Source organism: Pseudomonas graminis, from assembly GCF_013201545.1.
Classification (GTDB): Bacteria; Pseudomonadota; Gammaproteobacteria; order Pseudomonadales; family Pseudomonadaceae; genus Aquipseudomonas.
This window is the reverse complement of record NZ_CP053746.1, coordinates 1,115,822-1,131,666: the sequence shown is the minus strand read 5'-3', so window position 1 is coordinate 1,131,666 and position 15,845 is coordinate 1,115,822. Positions and strand designations below refer to the sequence as shown.

Sequence of the window (15,845 nt, the reverse complement as noted above, 5' to 3'; positions counted from 1 at the left end):
GCTAGGAGTTATTTGTCGTGGCTAAAGAAAAATTTGATCGTTCCCTTCCGCACGTCAACGTTGGCACCATCGGTCACGTTGACCACGGTAAAACCACGCTGACCGCTGCTCTGACTCGCGTTTGCTCCGAAGTTTTCGGTTCGGCTCGTGTTGACTTCGACAAGATCGACAGCGCACCAGAAGAGAAGGCTCGCGGTATCACCATCAACACTGCTCACGTTGAGTACAACTCGTCTGTGCGTCACTACGCACACGTTGACTGCCCAGGTCACGCCGACTACGTGAAGAACATGATCACTGGTGCTGCGCAGATGGACGGCGCTATCCTGGTTTGTTCGGCTGCTGATGGTCCGATGCCACAAACTCGTGAGCACATCCTGCTGTCCCGTCAAGTAGGCGTTCCGTACATCGTGGTCTTCCTGAACAAGGCTGACCTGGTAGACGACGCTGAGCTGCTGGAACTGGTTGAGATGGAAGTGCGCGATCTGCTGAGCACTTACGACTTCCCGGGCGACGACACTCCAATCATCATCGGCTCTGCCCGTATGGCGTTGGAAGGCAAAGACGACAACGAGATGGGCACCACTGCCGTCAAGAAGTTGGTTGAAACTCTGGACAGCTACATTCCTCAGCCAGAGCGTGCTGTCGACAAGCCGTTCCTGATGCCAATCGAAGACGTATTCTCGATCTCCGGTCGCGGTACTGTTGTGACTGGTCGTGTTGAGCGCGGTATCGTCAAGGTTCAAGATCCACTGGAAATCGTTGGTCTGCGTGACACCACCGTCACCACCTGCACCGGTGTTGAAATGTTCCGTAAGCTGCTCGACGAAGGTCGTGCTGGCGAGAACTGTGGCGTTCTGTTGCGCGGCACCAAGCGTGACGACGTCGAGCGTGGCCAGGTTCTGGTCAAGCCAGGTACCGTCAAGCCGCACACTCAGTTCGAAGCTGAAATCTACGTTCTGAGCAAAGAAGAAGGCGGTCGTCACACTCCGTTCTTCAAAGGCTACCGTCCGCAGTTCTATTTCCGTACTACCGACGTAACTGGTAGCTGCGAACTGCCGGAAGGCGTTGAGATGGTTATGCCAGGTGATAACGTTAAAGTTTCCGTTACCCTGATCAAGCCAATCGCAATGGAAGACGGTCTGCGTTTCGCTATCCGTGAAGGCGGTCGTACCGTCGGCGCTGGCGTCGTAGCCAAAATCATCGCGTAAGCGATGATCTTCAAAAGAGCCCCCGCTTGCGGGGGCTTTTTTATTGGGTTGACACTCTGTTAGCTCGTCTATAGAATTGCGCCTCCTTTAAACGGGCGTATTGCGCTCGGTGGGAAGTAGCCTGGAGTCTGAAATCCAATGCAAAATCAGCAAATCCGTATCAGGTTGAAGGCTTTTGACCATCGCCTGATCGACCAATCCACCCAGGAAATCGTGGAAACCGCGAAACGTACTGGTGCTCAAGTGCGTGGTCCGATTCCACTCCCTACCCGTAAAGAGCGGTTCACTGTTCTGGTTTCTCCGCACGTCAACAAAGACGCGCGCGACCAGTATGAGATCCGTACTCATAAGCGTGTTCTGGACATCGTCCAGCCAACGGATAAAACCGTTGACGCGCTGATGAAGCTTGATCTTGCGGCAGGTGTGGAAGTACAGATCAGCCTCGGCTAAGACTCGGGTCTTAGTCGTGTAACGCTCTGAAATGGGCGGCCATAGCGGGTGAAAGCCCCGTACACTCATGAGGTTTACAACATGACTATTGGTGTAGTCGGTCGTAAATGCGGTATGACCCGTATTTTCACCGAAGAAGGTGTCTCCATTCCGGTCACGGTCATTGAGATCGAGCCGAATCGCGTCACCCAGTTCAAAACCGAAGAAGTCGATGGCTATCGTGCAGTGCAAGTCACTGTCGGCGTGCGTCGTGCTTCCCGTGTGACTGCTGCTCAGGCAGGTCACTTCGCTAAAGCGAACGTTGCCGCTGGTCGTACCGTCTTGGAATTCCGTCTTGAAGAAGGCGAATACAAGGCTGGCGACCTGATCAATGCAGAAATCTTTGCTGCTGGCCAGATGGTAGATGTTACCGGTCAGTCCAAGGGTAAAGGCTTCCAAGGTACTATCAAGCGCCACAATTTCCGTGGTCAAGATAATACTCACGGTAACTCCGTGTCCCACCGCGTCCCGGGCTCTATCGGCCAGTGCCAGACTCCTGGTCGTGTATTCAAGGGCAAAAAAATGTCCGGTCATATGGGCGCTGAGCGCGTGACCGTGCAGTCCCTGGAAGTAGTGCGCGTGGACGCTGAACGCAATCTGTTGTTGGTCAAGGGTGCTGTTCCTGGCGCTACTGGCGGCAATGTGGTTGTACGTCCAGCAGCCAAGGCTCGCGGTTAAGGGGAAGCTGACATGCAATTAAATGTAAATGACGCTCAAGCGATCGAAGTTTCCGAACTGACATTTGGCGGCGAATTCAACGAGACGCTGGTTCACCAGGCAGTCGTGGCCTACATGGCTGGCGGTCGTCAGGGCAGCAAGCAGCAAAAGACCCGTTCTGACGTATCCGGTGGCGGTAAACGCCCTTGGCGTCAAAAGGGTACTGGTCGTGCTCGTGCCGGTACTATCCGTAGCCCGATCTGGCGCGGCGGCGGTACCACTTTCGCAGCACGCCCTCAGGATCACTCTCAGAAGCTCAACAAGAAGATGTACCGCGCTGCACTGCGCTCCATCCTTGCTGAGCTGGTTCGTACTGATCGTCTGGTCGTGGTTCAGGATTTCGCTGTTGAATCGCCGAAAACCAAAGATCTGCTGGGCAAACTGAACGACATGAGCCTGACCGACGTGTTGATCGTGTCGGACGCTGTTGATCAGAACCTGTACCTGGCTGCTCGTAACCTGCCGCACGTTGACGTGCGTGATGTTCAAGGTTCCGATCCAGTTAGTCTGATCGCATACGACAAGGTGTTAATCACTGTGTCGGCCGTGAAGAAATTCGAGGAGCTGCTGGGATGAACCAGGAACGCGTATTTAAAGTTCTGCTTGGCCCGCACGTTTCCGAGAAGGCTACGGTTCTGGCAGACAAAAAAGGTCAGTTCGTTTTCAAGGTTGCTACTGATGCAACCAAGCTGGAAATCAAGAAGGCCGTCGAAAGCCTGTTCAGCGTGAAAGTAGAGCGTGTCACTACCCTGAATGTCATGGGTAAGACCAAGCGCACTGCTCGCGGTCTGGGCAAGCGTAATGACTGGAAGAAGGCGGTTATCTCCCTTCAGCCAGGCCAAGATCTCGATTTCAGCAGCAGTGCTGAGTAAGGAAGGGGTGCATCATGGCAATCGTTAAATGCAAACCGACTTCCCCTGGCCGCCGTTTTGTGGTCAAGGTGGTCAACCAGGAGCTGCATAAAGGCGCTCCTCACGCACCGCTGCTCGAGAAAAAATCGAAGACTGGTGGTCGTAACAACAATGGCCGCATCACTACTCGTCACATCGGTGGTGGTCATAAGCAGCATTATCGTCTGGTCGATTTCCGTCGTAACGACAAGGATGGCATCTCTGCCACCGTCGAGCGCATTGAATACGATCCAAACCGTACTGCTCACATCGCACTGCTGCTGTACGCAGACGGCGAGCGTCGTTACATCATTGCGCCTAAAGGCGTGAGTGCTGGCGACCAGCTGATCGCGGGCGCTTTGGCTCCAATCAAGCCAGGTAACGCTCTGCAGCTGCGTAACATCCCAGTGGGTTCCACCGTTCACGGCATCGAACTGAAGCCGGGTAAAGGTGCTCAGATCGCTCGTTCTGCTGGTGCGTCTGCACAGCTGATCGCTCGTGAAGGTGTCTACGTGACTCTGCGTCTTCGCTCCGGTGAGATGCGTAAAGTTCTGGCTGAATGCCGTGCGACTCTGGGTGAGGTCTCGAACTCCGAGCACAGCCTGCGTTCGCTGGGTAAAGCTGGTGCCAAACGCTGGCGTGGCGTTCGCCCAACCGTTCGTGGTGTTGCCATGAACCCGGTTGACCACCCACATGGTGGTGGTGAAGGTCGTACCTCTGGTGGTCGTCATCCGGTATCGCCGTGGGGCTTCCCGACTAAGGGCGCGAAGACTCGTGGTAATAAGCGTACCGACAAAATGATCGTCCGTCGTCGCAAGTAAATAGAGGGATACGACAGTGCCACGTTCTCTGAAAAAAGGTCCTTTTATTGATCTTCACCTACTGAAGAAGATCGAAGTGGCGGCGGAAAAGAACGATCGCAAACCAGTTAAGACCTGGTCGCGCCGTTCTATGATCCTGCCACAAATGGTCGGTTTGACCATTGCTGTGCATAACGGTCGTCAGCATGTTCCTGTTCTCGTGAACGAAGACATGGTCGGCCACAAACTAGGCGAGTTTGCCGGTACCCGCACTTATCGTGGGCACGTGGCAGACAAGAAAGCCAAGCGTTAAGGGGTAAGGAACGATGGAAGTAGCCGCTAAGTTGTCGGGCGCTCGAATCTCCGCCCAGAAAGCCCGCTTGGTCGCCGACCAGATCCGCGGGAAGAAGGTGGGCGAAGCGCTCAACCTGTTGGCTTTCAGCAGTAAGAAAGCCGCCGAGATCATCAAGAAAGTGCTGGAGTCGGCCGTAGCCAACGCCGAGCATAACGAAGGCGCAGACGTTGATGACCTCAAGGTCTCCACCGTTTTCGTCAACGAAGGGCGTTCGCTGAAGCGCATCATGCCACGTGCCAAAGGCCGTGCTGATCGCATCGTCAAGCGGTCTTGCCATATCACTGTCAAGGTTGCTGACAAGTAACGGAGTCGAAGAGATGGGTCAGAAAGTACATCCCATTGGCATTCGCCTGGGAATCGTCAAGGAGCACACCTCCGTCTGGTACGCAGACGGTCGGACTTATGCGGACTATTTGTTCGCTGATCTGAAGGTGCGGGAGTATCTCCAAGACAAACTAAAAAGCGCGTCCGTAAGCCGTATCGATATCCATCGTCCGGCGCAGACTGCACGCATCACCATCCACACCGCTCGTCCAGGTATCGTTATCGGGAAGAAAGGTGAGGATGTTGAGAAGCTGCGTCAGGACCTGACCAAGCAAATGGGTGTGCCTGTGCACATCAATATCGAAGAGATCCGTAAGCCGGAGCTCGACGGTATGCTGGTTGCGCAGAGCGTAGCTCAGCAGCTGGAGCGTCGCGTAATGTTCCGTCGCGCTATGAAGCGCGCAGTGCAGAACGCCATGCGCATTGGTGCCAAAGGCATCAAAATCCAAGTGAGCGGTCGTCTCGGCGGTGCTGAAATTGCACGTACTGAATGGTATCGCGAAGGTCGTGTGCCTTTGCACACCCTGCGTGCCGACATCGACTATGCCAACTACGAAGCTCACACCACTTACGGTGTGATCGGTGTAAAGGTTTGGATCTTCAAAGGCGAAGTAATTGGTGGTCGCCAAGAAGAGCTGAAACCGCAAGCACCAGCGCCTCGTAAAAAAGCTGCTAAGTAAGGGGTACGCCAAATGTTGCAACCTAAGCGTACGAAGTTCCGCAAGCAGATGACCGGCCACAACCGTGGTCTGGCATTGCGCGGTAGCAAAGTCAGCTTCGGCGAGTTCGCGCTGAAGTCTGTTGCTCGTGGTCGTCTCACCGCTCGTCAGATCGAGTCAGCGCGTCGTGCACTGACCCGTCACGTTAAACGTGGCGGCAAGATCTGGATCCGTGTATTCCCGGACAAGCCTGTCACCAAAAAGCCTCTCGAAGTTCGGATGGGTAAAGGTAAGGGTAACGTGGAGTACTGGGTTGCCCAGATTCAGCCAGGCAAAGTCCTGTATGAAATCGAGGGTGTTTCCGAAGAGTTGGCGCGTGAGGCTTTCGCCCTGGCTGCTGCAAAGCTGCCGCTCGCCACCTCCTTTGTTAAGCGGACGGTGATGTGATGAAAGCGAATGAACTTCGTGAAAAATCAGCACAGCAACTGAACGAGCAACTGCTCGGCTTGCTGCGCGACCAGTTCAATCTGCGCATGCAGAAAGCAACTGGCCAGTTGGGGCAGTCTCACCTGCTCTCGCAAGTTAAGCGTGACATCGCTCGCGTGAAGACTGTGCTCAACCAGCAGGCAGGTAAGTAATCATGGCTGAAGCCGAAAAAACCGTCCGTACGCTGACTGGCCGTGTCGTCAGCGACAAGATGGACAAGACCATCACCGTACTGATCGAGCGTCGCGTCAAGCACCCAATCTACGGTAAATACGTTAAGCGTTCGACTAAGCTGCACGCGCACGACGAAACCAATCAGTGCCACATCGGCGACAAAGTCACTATTCGTGAAACTCGTCCGATGGCCAAGACCAAATCTTGGGCGCTGGTTGATGTTCTCGAACGCGCTGTGGAAGTCTAAGGGCTAGGGGTCGGAGAAATTATATGATTCAGACTCAATCCATGCTCGATGTGGCCGATAACAGCGGCGCACGCCGCGTTATGTGCATCAAGGTGCTTGGTGGCTCTCATCGTCGTTACGCTGGTATCGGTGACATCATCAAAGTGACCGTCAAGGAAGCAATTCCGCGCGGTAAGGTGAAAAAAGGCCAAGTGATGACTGCAGTAGTAGTCCGCACTCGCCACGGTGTTCGTCGCGCAGACGGCTCCATCATCCGCTTTGACGGCAACGCTGCTGTTCTGTTGAACAACAAGCAAGAGCCGATCGGCACCCGTATCTTTGGGCCAGTGACCCGTGAACTTCGTACTGAGAAGTTCATGAAGATCGTCTCGCTCGCCCCAGAAGTGCTGTAAGGAGATCCGACATGCAAAAGATTCGTCGTGACGACGAGATCATCGTGATCGCCGGCAAAGACAAAGGTAAGCGCGGTAAGGTGCTCAAGGTTCTCGCTGACGACCGTCTAGTCGTTGGTGGGATCAACCTGGTGAAGCGTCATACCAAGCCAAACCCGATGTCGGGCGTACAGGGCGGTATCGTCGAGAAAGAAGCGCCACTGCACGCTTCTAACGTCGCCATTTTCAACGGCGCAACCAACAAAGCTGATCGCGTTGGTTTCAAAGTTGAAGACGGCAAGAAAATTCGTGTCTTCAAGTCGACCCAAAAAGCGGTTGATGCTTGAACACTGCTAGGTAGAAGACCATGGCACGACTAAAAGAGATTTACTGGAAAGAAATCGCACCGAAGCTTAAGGAAGAACTTAAGCTTGCGAACGTGATGGAAGTTCCACGCGTTACCAAGATCACCCTGAACATGGGTCTGGGCGAAGCGATCGGTGACAAGAAAGTCATCGAGCACGCTGTTGCAGACCTGGAAAAAATCACCGGCCAAAAAGTCGTTGTGACGTACGCTCGCAAATCTATTGCAGGCTTTAAAGTCCGTGAAGGTTGGCCGATCGGTGTCAAAGTGACTCTGCGCCGTGAGCGTATGTATGAATTCCTGGATCGTCTGCTGTCGATCTCCCTGCCTCGGGTTCGCGACTTTCGCGGCCTGAATGCCAAGTCCTTCGATGGTCGTGGTAACTACAGCATGGGCGTTAAAGAGCAGATCATTTTCCCGGAAATCGATTACGACAAGATCGATGCCCTGCGCGGTCTGGACATTACCCTGACCACCACTGCTCGTACGGACGAAGAAGGTCGCGCATTGCTGCGTGCTTTCAAGTTCCCGTTCCGCAACTGATTGGAGTAGGACCATGGCCAAGAAGAGCATGAAAAACCGTGAGCTGAAGCGTCAGCTCACTGTTGCCAAGTACGCTACCAAGCGTGCTGCGCTAAAAGCGATCATCGTGGATCTGAACGCAAGTCCAGAAGCACGCTGGGAAGCTACTGTCGCCCTGCAGAAGCAACCACGTGACGCAAGTGCCTCGCGCATGCGTAACCGTTGCCGCCTGACAGGTCGTCCGCACGGCGTGTACCGCAAGTTCGGCCTCGGCCGTAACATGCTGCGTCAAGCAGCAATGCGTGGCGACGTACCAGGTCTGGTTAAAGCCAGCTGGTAAGCTGTTATTCGCGCACTGCGTCCATTGGGTTCACCTTGAATCCATGGGCGTAGAGCCTGAATTTGAATCAAGCCCCTTTTGGGGCTTGATTCATTTCTGGGGTGCGCCTAGAATTGCCGGCTCGCCAGAGCCCGTGCTTGCACGTGCCCGAAATTTTGAGGCGATAGGTTGCAGCCGTAAGGCTCATTTTTTTTGTATCAGGAGCGTCTAGCCCATGAGTATGCAGGACCCGTTAGCGGACATGCTAACTCGTATCCGTAATGCCCAGATGGCTGAAAAGCCCGTCGTAAGCATGCCATCCTCCACGTTGAAGGTGGCTGTAGCCAAAGTCCTTAAGGACGAAGGTTACATTGCGGGTTATCAGATCAGCAGCGAAACCAAGCCGTTGCTATCCATCGAGCTGAAGTACTTCGAAGGCCGTCCGGTCATCGAAGAAGTGAAGCGCGTTAGCCGTCCAGGCCTGCGTCAGTACAAGTCCGTCGATGAGTTGCCAAAAGTTCGTGGCGGCCTCGGTGTGTCTATCGTCTCCACCAACAAAGGTGTGATGACGGATCGTGCTGCGCGCGCTGCCGGTGTCGGCGGCGAAGTGCTTTGCACTGTGTTCTAAGGGGGGGATAAGCATGTCACGCGTAGCTAAGAACCCCGTTAAGTTGCCAGCAGGCGTCGAAGTTAAACTCGTCGGCCAGCAGCTTTCGGTGAAGGGTGCCAAGGGCACTCTAGACCTGAACATTCATTCGGCCGTTGAAATTGTTGAAGAGGCTGGTGAGCTGCGTTTCGCTGCTCGCAATGGCGATCAACAAACTCGCGCAATGGCTGGTACCACTCGTGCGTTGGTAAACAACATGGTCCAAGGCGTAAGCCAAGGCTTCGAGCGCAAGCTCCAGCTGGTCGGTGTTGGTTACAAAGCGCAAGCAAAAGGCACGGTGCTGAACCTGGCCCTTGGCTTCTCGCACCCAGTGGACTACGAATTGCCGGAAGGCATCACCGCTGAGACTCCCAACCAAACCGATATCGTGATCCGCGGTATCGACAAGCAGTTGGTTGGTCAAGTGGCCGCTGAGATCCGCGACTTCCGCCGTCCAGAGCCGTACAAAGGCAAAGGCGTGCGTTACGCGGACGAAGTCGTCCGTCGTAAAGAAGCCAAGAAGAAGTAGGGCATAGCAAATGACCGTCAAAAAAGTTACCCGACTGCGTCGCGCTCGCAAAGCACGCCTGAAAATGCACGAACTCGAAGTCGTGCGTCTCTGCGTGTACCGCTCTTCGCAGCACATTTATGCCCAGGTCATCTCGGCCGACGGCAGCAAAGTCCTGGCAAACGCCTCGACTTTGGACAAAGAACTGCGTGATGGCGCCACTGGCAACATCGACGCGGCCACTAAAGTTGGCCAGCTGATCGCTGAGCGTGCGAAAGCCGCCGGTGTATCGCAAGTGGCTTTTGATCGTTCTGGCTTCAAGTACCACGGTCGCGTTAAGGCGCTGGCTGATGCTGCTCGTGAAGGCGGGCTGGAGTTCTAAGTTATGTCAAATAACGACCAAAAACGCGACGAAGGCTACATCGAGAAGCTGGTACAAGTTAATCGCGTAGCAAAAACCGTTAAAGGCGGCCGTATCTTCACCTTCACCGCGTTGACCGTGGTTGGTGATGGTAAAGGGCGCGTTGGCTTCGGCCGTGGCAAGTCACGTGAAGTGCCTGCCGCGATCCAGAAGGCAATGGAAGCTGCTCGCCGCAACATGATCCAGGTTGATCTGAACGGCACTACGCTGCAGTACGCCATCAAGTCCGCTCATGGGGCTTCGAAGGTTTACATGCAGCCTGCGTCGGAAGGTACTGGCATCATCGCTGGCGGTGCAATGCGCGCCGTCCTCGAAGTTGCTGGCGTCCACAACGTTCTGGCCAAGTGCTACGGTTCGACTAACCCGGTCAACGTTGTTCACGCAACGTTCAAGGGTTTGAAAACCATGCAGTCCCCTGAGTCCATCGCTGCTAAACGCGGCCTGAACGTCCAGGAGATCTTCTGATCATGGCTACCGTTAAAGTAACGCTGATCAAAAGCATGACCGGCCGCATCCCTAACCACAAATTGTGCGTTAAGGGTTTGGGTCTGCGTCGCATCGGTCACACTGTAGAAGTCGTTGATACCCCGGAAAACCGTGGGATGATCAACAAGGCTTACTACATGCTGCGCGTCGAGGGTTAATCGATGAAACTCAATGATCTGAGTCCAGCGCCGGGTTCCCGTCGCGAAAAGCATCGTCCGGGCCGTGGTATCGGTAGCGGTTTGGGTAAGACCGGTGGCCGTGGCCACAAAGGTCAGACCTCCCGCTCCGGTGGCACCATTGCTCCGGGCTTCGAAGGCGGCCAACAGCCGTTGCATCGTCGTCTGCCTAAGTTCGGCTTCGTCTCTTTGAAAGCTATGGATCGTGCTGAAGTTCGCACCTCCGAGCTGGCTAAAGTAGAAGGCGTCGTCACTGTGCAGTCCCTGAAGGATGCCAACGTGATCAACCAAAACGTGCAGCGTGTGAAAATCATGCTGTCCGGTGAGGTTACTCGCGCAGTCACCCTCAAAGGTATCGCAGCCACCAAAGGTGCGCGTGCGGCTATCGAAGCAGCTGGCGGCAAGTTCGAGGAATAAATGGCTAAGCAAGGTGCTCTCTCAGCGCTAGGCAAAAGCGGCGGGTTGTCCGAACTCTGGGCTCGTCTGCGTTTCCTGTTCCTGGCGATTATCGTCTATCGGATCGGTGCGCATATTCCAGTTCCGGGTATCAACCCTGACCGACTGGCGGACCTGTTTCGACAGAATGAGGGGACCATTCTTAGCTTGTTCAACATGTTTTCCGGCGGTGCGCTGGAGCGCATGAGCATCTTTGCACTGGGGATCATGCCGTATATCTCGGCATCGATCATCATGCAGCTCATGACCGCAGTCAGCCCACAGCTGGAGCAGTTGAAGAAGGAAGGTGAGGCTGGTCGTCGTAAGATCAGCCAGTACACCCGCTATGGCACCGTCGTCCTGGCCTTGGTTCAAGCCATTGGCATGTCCATTGGTTTGGCCGGTCAGGGCGTTGCGTTCTCAGCAGATATCGGCTTCCACTTCGTTGCAGTTACCACGTTTGTTGCTGGTGCACTGTTCATGATGTGGCTGGGCGAGCAGATCACTGAGCGCGGTGTTGGCAACGGTATCTCGATGTTGATTTTTTCGGGTATCGTCGCCGGTCTTCCGAGGGCGATCGGGCAGTCTTTCGAGTCTGCGCGTCAAGGTGATATCAATATCTTCGCTTTGGTCGCCATCGGTTTGCTGGCAGTAGCGATCATCGGTTTCGTGGTATTCATCGAGCGTGGTCAGCGTCGTATTGCTGTTCACTACGCCAAGCGTCAGCAGGGCCGCAAGGTCTTCGCAGCGCAGACGAGCCACTTGCCCTTGAAAGTGAACATGGCGGGCGTAATTCCTGCCATCTTCGCGAGCAGCATCTTGCTGTTTCCGGCTTCGCTGGGTGCCTGGTTCGGTCAGTCTGAGGGTATGGGCTGGTTGCAGGACATCTCGCAGTCGATCGCACCTGGTCAGCCGTTGAATATTCTGCTGTTTAGTGCAGGGATTATTTTCTTCTGCTTCTTCTATACGGCGTTGATGTTCAATCCGAAAGACGTAGCGGAAAACCTGAAGAAGTCCGGTGCCTTTATTCCGGGCATTCGTCCTGGTGAGCAGTCTGCACGCTATATTGATGGCGTTCTGACTCGTCTGACCATGTTCGGTGCTCTCTACATGATGGCCGTATGCCTGCTTCCACAGTTTCTCGTGGTCGCTGCAAACGTGCCGTTTTACCTTGGCGGGACCTCGTTGCTGATCGTGGTCGTGGTTGTGATGGACTTCATGTCCCAAGTGCAATCGCACCTCGTTTCGCACCAGTATGAATCCCTGATGAAGAAAGCCAACCTGAAGGGCTACGGCAGCGGCATGCTGCGCTGAAGCACCCATAAGGTTCGAGGAGTTGGTGATGAAAGTTCGTGCATCGGTGAAAAAGCTGTGCCGCAACTGCAAGATTATTCGCCGCGAAGGTGTTGTTCGAGTAATTTGCAGCGCGGAACCACGTCACAAGCAGCGCCAAGGCTAAATGTGATCTGTGCTAAAAGCCCAGCAGCTAGTGCGCTGCTGGGTTGATTATTTGTTATTACAGCGATATTATCTCGCGCCCTATTTCTTGGCTTCCGGGGCGTAGGTAGCTGTCAATTGGAGTCCCACTGAATGGCCCGTATTGCAGGCGTTAACATTCCAGATAACAAGCATACTGTTATCTCGCTGACCTACATCTATGGTGTTGGTCGCACAACTGCACACAAAATCTGTGCTACTACCGGGGTTAACCCGGCGGTGAAGATCAAAGATCTGAGCGACGAGCAGATTGAACAGCTGCGTGGCGAAGTCGCGAAGTTCACCACTGAAGGTGATCTGCGTCGCGAAATCAACATGAAAATCAAGCGCTTGATGGACCTCGGTTGCTATCGCGGTCTGCGTCATCGTCGTGGTCTTCCAGTGCGCGGTCAGCGTACCAAGACTAACGCGCGTACCCGTAAAGGTCCGCGTAAGCCGATCCGCAAGTAATCGCCCCAGCGAATCGACAGGAATTAAATCATGGCAAAACCTGCTGCTCGTCCTCGTAAAAAAGTTAAAAAGACAGTGGTTGATGGCATCGCCCACATCCATGCATCTTTTAACAACACAATCGTGACCATCACCGACCGTCAAGGTAACGCTCTTTCCTGGGCAACCTCCGGTGGTTCGGGTTTCCGCGGTTCTCGCAAGTCCACGCCGTTTGCTGCTCAAGTAGCTGCTGAACGTGCTGGTCAAGCTGCGCTGGAATACGGCCTGAAAAACCTCGACGTCAACGTCAAAGGTCCAGGTCCAGGTCGTGAATCTGCTGTCCGTGCTTTGAACGGCTGCGGCTACAAGATCGCCAGCATCACCGACGTGACGCCAATCCCGCATAACGGGTGCCGTCCGCCGAAGAAGCGCCGCGTGTAATCCAGGAGATTGTAAAGAATGGCTCGTTACATTGGTCCAAAATGCAAACTCGCTCGTCGTGAAGGCACCGATCTCTTTCTGAAGAGCGGCGTGCGCGCGATCGAATCGAAGTGCAACATCGAAGCAGCACCTGGTATCCACGGCCAGCGCCGCGGTCGCCAGTCCGACTACGGCACCCAACTGCGTGAAAAGCAGAAAGTCCGTCGTATTTATGGCGTTCTCGAGCGTCAGTTCAGCGGTTACTACAAAGAAGCTGCCGGCAAGAAAGGCGCAACTGGTGAGAACCTGCTGCAACTGCTCGAATGCCGTCTGGACAACGTTGTATACCGCATGGGCTTCGGTTCGACTCGTGCCGAATCGCGTCAGCTGGTATCGCACAAGTCGGTAAGCGTAAACGGCAAAACCGTGAACGTTCCGTCCTACCAGGTCCGTGCTGGTGACGTAGTGGCAATTCGCGAAAAAGCGAAGAACCAACTGCGTATTGTCCAGGCTCTCGATCTGTGTGCCCAACGTGGCCGCGTAGAATGGGTAGAAGTAGACACTGAGAAAAAATCTGGCGTCTTCAAAAGCGTCCCAGCCCGCAGTGATCTGTCCGCCGACATCAACGAAAGCCTGATTGTCGAGCTCTACTCCAAGTAAGGGCTAGAAAATAGGTGCATCCATGCAGATTTCGGTAAATGAGTTCCTGACACCCCGCCACATTGATGTGCAGGTTGTCAGTCCGACCCGCGCCAAAATCACGCTCGAGCCTCTCGAGCGTGGTTTCGGCCATACCCTGGGCAACGCGCTGCGCCGCATCCTGTTGTCCTCCATGCCCGGCTGTGCAGTAGTCGAGGCCGAGATAGACGGTGTACTCCATGAGTACAGCGCCATCGAAGGCGTACAGGAAGATGTCATTGAAATCCTGTTGAACCTTAAAGGTCTGGCTATCAAGCTGCACGGTCGAGACGAAGTTACGCTGACCTTGTCGAAGAAGGGTTCGGGGGTGGTTACCGCTGCCGATATTCAGCTGGATCATGATGTCGAGATCGTGAACCCCGATCACGTAATCGCTAACCTGGCGTCTAACGGCGCCCTGAACATGAAGCTCGTTGTAGCTCGTGGTCGCGGTTATGAACCAGCAGACTCGCGTCAGAGCGATGAAGACGAAAGCCGCAGCATTGGTCGCTTGCAGCTCGACTCTTCGTTCAGCCCGGTTCGTCGCATTGCATACGTGGTGGAAAACGCCCGTGTCGAGCAACGTACCAACCTGGACAAGCTGGTTATCGATCTGGAAACCAACGGTACTCTGGATCCTGAAGAGGCTATCCGTCGTGCAGCAACCATTCTGCAACAGCAGTTGGCTGCGTTCGTCGACCTCAAAGGTGACAGCGAACCCGTTGTAGTCGAACAGGAAGACGAGATCGATCCGATCCTGCTTCGTCCGGTTGACGATTTGGAACTGACCGTACGTTCGGCCAACTGCCTTAAGGCGGAGAACATTTACTACATCGGCGACCTGATTCAGCGCACCGAAGTAGAACTGTTGAAGACTCCGAACCTGGGCAAGAAATCCTTGACCGAGATCAAGGACGTTCTGGCTTCTCGTGGTCTCTCCCTCGGCATGCGCCTCGACAACTGGCCGCCTGCAAGTCTTAAGAAGGACGACAAGGCGACTGCCTGATCGTCGTAATCACCGAACGTAGTGTTTGGTAAGGAATGAACCATGCGTCATCGTAAAAGTGGACGTCACCTGAGCCGTACCAGCTCTCACCGTAAGGCCATGTTCCAAAACATGGCGGTGTCGCTGTTCGAGCACGAGCTGATCAAAACTACCCTGCCGAAAGCCAAAGAACTGCGTCGCGTTGCTGAGCCGCTGATCACCTTGGCCAAGATTGACAGCGTTGCTAACCGTCGTCTGGCATTTGACCGTACCCGTTCGAAAGAAATGGTCGGCAAACTGTTCAACGATCTGGGCAAGCGTTACGCAACTCGTGAGGGTGGCTACCTGCGCATCCTCAAGTGTGGCTTCCGCGCTGGCGACAACGCGCCAATGGCGTACGTCGAACTGGTTGATCGTCCTGTCGGTGGCTCTGTAGAAGCCGCTGAATAAGACATCAGTCACTACAAAAAACCGGGCCTAGTGCCCGGTTTTTTGTTGTCTGCAACAAAGCCTCTTGGATGGCCGGACTTTGCTCAATCAGCGGTGATTCTAAGTGATAAACGGAACCCTCCTCATTTACCGGCGTTTTCGATACCAAATGTCCGAATTTCGCCGGGTTTCCGCGTTTATTTGCTATCCCCTGGGGTGACCAACCAGGCTGGTTGGTTCAAACTAACGCCTTTCACCAAGAGATGGACGGCGATGCAAGGCCACCCGGATGTAATTGATTACCTCAACACGCTGCTGACAGGCGAACTCGCTGCGCGCGACCAGTATTTTGTCCACTCGCGGATGTACGAAGATTGGGGTTTCAGCAAGCTGTACGAACGTATCAATCACGAGATGGAAGAAGAGGCTCAACACGCTGATGCGTTGATGCGCCGGATTCTGATGCTCGAAGGCACCCCACGCATGCGTCCTGACGACTTGGATGTGGGTACTACGGTCCCCGAGATGCTCGCCAGCGACCTTCGCCTGGAGTACAAGGTGCGAGCCGCGCTATGCAAAGGCATCGCGCTCTGTGAGCAGCACAGGGATTATGTAAGCCGTGACATCCTCCGCATTCAGCTCGCTGACACGGAAGAAGATCACACCTATTGGCTTGAAAAACAGCTGGGCCTGATCAAATCCATCGGCCTCGAGAATTATCTCCAGTCGCAGTTCTGAGAACTGAAACCGCCGCTACAAAAAAGCCCCTGCCGCATATCGCGACAGGGGCTTTTTATCAGGACGATG

The 15,845-nt window shown here is 54.6% G+C and carries 30 protein-coding genes; all 30 read left to right on the top strand.

Annotation, left to right across the window (positions count from 1 at the left end; translation table 11 throughout):
- The first annotated feature begins 17 nt into the window (after nucleotides 1–17).
- The 30 genes from tuf to bfr all read left to right on the top strand — a co-directional run bounded on the left by tuf (nucleotide 18) and on the right by bfr (nucleotide 15,776).
- A complete protein-coding gene (tuf, locus tag FX982_RS05185; protein WP_024646116.1) occupies nucleotides 18–1,211 on the top strand; it encodes an elongation factor Tu in 1,194 nt (397 codons plus the stop codon).
- A 138-nt stretch (nucleotides 1,212–1,349) separates the two neighbouring features.
- On the top strand, nucleotides 1,350–1,661 hold the full coding sequence (gene rpsJ / locus FX982_RS05180; protein ID WP_003186070.1) for a 30S ribosomal protein S10: 312 nt from the start codon (nucleotides 1,350–1,352) through the stop codon (nucleotides 1,659–1,661).
- Between the two features lie 81 nt (nucleotides 1,662–1,742).
- Entirely contained in the window at nucleotides 1,743–2,378 is a 636-nt protein-coding gene (rplC, locus tag FX982_RS05175) for a 50S ribosomal protein L3 (RefSeq protein ID WP_065988459.1), read from the top strand.
- 12 nt (nucleotides 2,379–2,390) lie between these two features.
- On the top strand, nucleotides 2,391–2,993 hold the full coding sequence (gene rplD / locus FX982_RS05170; protein WP_037017717.1) for a 50S ribosomal protein L4: 603 nt from the start codon (nucleotides 2,391–2,393) through the stop codon (nucleotides 2,991–2,993).
- Complete coding sequence (gene rplW / locus FX982_RS05165; protein ID WP_065988457.1) at nucleotides 2,990–3,289, top strand: 50S ribosomal protein L23; 300 nt, start codon at nucleotides 2,990–2,992, stop codon at nucleotides 3,287–3,289. The genes rplD and rplW overlap by 4 nt, the downstream gene beginning before the upstream one ends.
- Nucleotides 3,290–3,303: 14 nt before the next feature.
- Nucleotides 3,304–4,128: a 50S ribosomal protein L2 gene (rplB, locus tag FX982_RS05160; protein WP_003176423.1), complete on the top strand. Its 825-nt coding sequence runs from the start codon at nucleotides 3,304–3,306 to the stop codon at nucleotides 4,126–4,128.
- A 16-nt stretch (nucleotides 4,129–4,144) separates the two neighbouring features.
- Nucleotides 4,145–4,420: a 30S ribosomal protein S19 gene (gene rpsS, locus FX982_RS05155; protein WP_002555486.1), complete on the top strand. Its 276-nt coding sequence runs from the start codon at nucleotides 4,145–4,147 to the stop codon at nucleotides 4,418–4,420.
- 13 nt (nucleotides 4,421–4,433) lie between these two features.
- Nucleotides 4,434–4,766: a 50S ribosomal protein L22 gene (rplV, locus tag FX982_RS05150; RefSeq protein ID WP_003210077.1), complete on the top strand. Its 333-nt coding sequence runs from the start codon at nucleotides 4,434–4,436 to the stop codon at nucleotides 4,764–4,766.
- A gap of 13 nt (nucleotides 4,767–4,779) precedes the next feature.
- Entirely contained in the window at nucleotides 4,780–5,466 is a 687-nt protein-coding gene (gene rpsC / locus FX982_RS05145; protein ID WP_003176422.1) for a 30S ribosomal protein S3, read from the top strand.
- A gap of 12 nt (nucleotides 5,467–5,478) precedes the next feature.
- Nucleotides 5,479–5,892, top strand: coding sequence for a 50S ribosomal protein L16 (gene rplP / locus FX982_RS05140; protein WP_003186052.1), 414 nt, complete (start codon nucleotides 5,479–5,481; stop codon nucleotides 5,890–5,892).
- Nucleotides 5,892–6,083: a 50S ribosomal protein L29 gene (gene rpmC, locus FX982_RS05135; RefSeq protein WP_002555481.1), complete on the top strand. Its 192-nt coding sequence runs from the start codon at nucleotides 5,892–5,894 to the stop codon at nucleotides 6,081–6,083. The genes rplP and rpmC overlap by 1 nt, the downstream gene beginning before the upstream one ends.
- Before the next feature lie 2 nt (nucleotides 6,084–6,085).
- On the top strand, nucleotides 6,086–6,352 hold the full coding sequence (gene rpsQ / locus FX982_RS05130) for a 30S ribosomal protein S17 (RefSeq protein WP_003194644.1): 267 nt from the start codon (nucleotides 6,086–6,088) through the stop codon (nucleotides 6,350–6,352).
- A gap of 23 nt (nucleotides 6,353–6,375) precedes the next feature.
- On the top strand, nucleotides 6,376–6,744 hold the full coding sequence (rplN, locus tag FX982_RS05125) for a 50S ribosomal protein L14 (protein WP_002555479.1): 369 nt from the start codon (nucleotides 6,376–6,378) through the stop codon (nucleotides 6,742–6,744).
- Nucleotides 6,745–6,755: 11 nt separating this feature from the next.
- Nucleotides 6,756–7,070 carry a 50S ribosomal protein L24 gene (rplX, locus tag FX982_RS05120; protein WP_002555478.1) on the top strand — a complete coding sequence of 105 codons (315 nt, stop codon included), beginning with the start codon at nucleotides 6,756–6,758 and terminating at the stop codon, nucleotides 7,068–7,070.
- A gap of 20 nt (nucleotides 7,071–7,090) precedes the next feature.
- Nucleotides 7,091–7,630, top strand: coding sequence for a 50S ribosomal protein L5 (gene rplE, locus FX982_RS05115; RefSeq protein ID WP_172609875.1), 540 nt, complete (start codon nucleotides 7,091–7,093; stop codon nucleotides 7,628–7,630).
- A 13-nt stretch (nucleotides 7,631–7,643) separates the two neighbouring features.
- Entirely contained in the window at nucleotides 7,644–7,949 is a 306-nt protein-coding gene (rpsN, locus tag FX982_RS05110; protein ID WP_003186042.1) for a 30S ribosomal protein S14, read from the top strand.
- Between the two features lie 214 nt (nucleotides 7,950–8,163).
- Nucleotides 8,164–8,556 carry a 30S ribosomal protein S8 gene (gene rpsH / locus FX982_RS05105; RefSeq protein ID WP_037017722.1) on the top strand — a complete coding sequence of 131 codons (393 nt, stop codon included), beginning with the start codon at nucleotides 8,164–8,166 and terminating at the stop codon, nucleotides 8,554–8,556.
- A gap of 13 nt (nucleotides 8,557–8,569) precedes the next feature.
- Nucleotides 8,570–9,103, top strand: coding sequence for a 50S ribosomal protein L6 (gene rplF / locus FX982_RS05100; RefSeq protein WP_122536825.1), 534 nt, complete (start codon nucleotides 8,570–8,572; stop codon nucleotides 9,101–9,103).
- A 10-nt stretch (nucleotides 9,104–9,113) separates the two neighbouring features.
- The gene (rplR, locus tag FX982_RS05095) at nucleotides 9,114–9,464 is read left to right on the top strand and encodes a 50S ribosomal protein L18 (protein WP_037017727.1); all 351 of its coding nucleotides are present in this window, start codon (nucleotides 9,114–9,116) and stop codon (nucleotides 9,462–9,464) included.
- A 3-nt stretch (nucleotides 9,465–9,467) separates the two neighbouring features.
- Entirely contained in the window at nucleotides 9,468–9,968 is a 501-nt protein-coding gene (gene rpsE / locus FX982_RS05090) for a 30S ribosomal protein S5 (RefSeq protein WP_037017729.1), read from the top strand.
- A gap of 2 nt (nucleotides 9,969–9,970) precedes the next feature.
- Nucleotides 9,971–10,147 carry a 50S ribosomal protein L30 gene (rpmD, locus tag FX982_RS05085; RefSeq protein WP_028621547.1) on the top strand — a complete coding sequence of 59 codons (177 nt, stop codon included), beginning with the start codon at nucleotides 9,971–9,973 and terminating at the stop codon, nucleotides 10,145–10,147.
- A gap of 3 nt (nucleotides 10,148–10,150) precedes the next feature.
- Nucleotides 10,151–10,582 (top strand): 50S ribosomal protein L15, encoded by a 432-nt coding sequence (gene rplO, locus FX982_RS05080; RefSeq protein WP_037017733.1) that lies wholly within the window; start codon nucleotides 10,151–10,153, stop codon nucleotides 10,580–10,582.
- Nucleotides 10,583–11,914: a preprotein translocase subunit SecY gene (gene secY / locus FX982_RS05075; protein WP_065988454.1), complete on the top strand. Its 1,332-nt coding sequence runs from the start codon at nucleotides 10,583–10,585 to the stop codon at nucleotides 11,912–11,914.
- A gap of 28 nt (nucleotides 11,915–11,942) precedes the next feature.
- On the top strand, nucleotides 11,943–12,059 hold the full coding sequence (rpmJ, locus tag FX982_RS05070) for a 50S ribosomal protein L36 (protein ID WP_002555468.1): 117 nt from the start codon (nucleotides 11,943–11,945) through the stop codon (nucleotides 12,057–12,059).
- A 131-nt stretch (nucleotides 12,060–12,190) separates the two neighbouring features.
- Nucleotides 12,191–12,547: a 30S ribosomal protein S13 gene (rpsM, locus tag FX982_RS05065; protein WP_037017739.1), complete on the top strand. Its 357-nt coding sequence runs from the start codon at nucleotides 12,191–12,193 to the stop codon at nucleotides 12,545–12,547.
- A 30-nt stretch (nucleotides 12,548–12,577) separates the two neighbouring features.
- Nucleotides 12,578–12,967: a 30S ribosomal protein S11 gene (gene rpsK / locus FX982_RS05060; RefSeq protein WP_002555466.1), complete on the top strand. Its 390-nt coding sequence runs from the start codon at nucleotides 12,578–12,580 to the stop codon at nucleotides 12,965–12,967.
- Between the two features lie 18 nt (nucleotides 12,968–12,985).
- Nucleotides 12,986–13,606, top strand: a complete 621-nt coding sequence (gene rpsD / locus FX982_RS05055) for a 30S ribosomal protein S4 (protein ID WP_037017742.1) — start codon at nucleotides 12,986–12,988, stop codon at nucleotides 13,604–13,606.
- A gap of 22 nt (nucleotides 13,607–13,628) precedes the next feature.
- A complete protein-coding gene (locus FX982_RS05050; protein ID WP_007970428.1) occupies nucleotides 13,629–14,630 on the top strand; it encodes a DNA-directed RNA polymerase subunit alpha in 1,002 nt (333 codons plus the stop codon).
- A gap of 42 nt (nucleotides 14,631–14,672) precedes the next feature.
- On the top strand, nucleotides 14,673–15,059 hold the full coding sequence (gene rplQ, locus FX982_RS05045) for a 50S ribosomal protein L17 (protein ID WP_074891753.1): 387 nt from the start codon (nucleotides 14,673–14,675) through the stop codon (nucleotides 15,057–15,059).
- 252 nt (nucleotides 15,060–15,311) lie between these two features.
- Nucleotides 15,312–15,776 carry a bacterioferritin gene (gene bfr / locus FX982_RS05040; RefSeq protein ID WP_122623962.1) on the top strand — a complete coding sequence of 155 codons (465 nt, stop codon included), beginning with the start codon at nucleotides 15,312–15,314 and terminating at the stop codon, nucleotides 15,774–15,776.
- The last annotated feature ends 69 nt before the right edge of the window (nucleotides 15,777–15,845 follow it).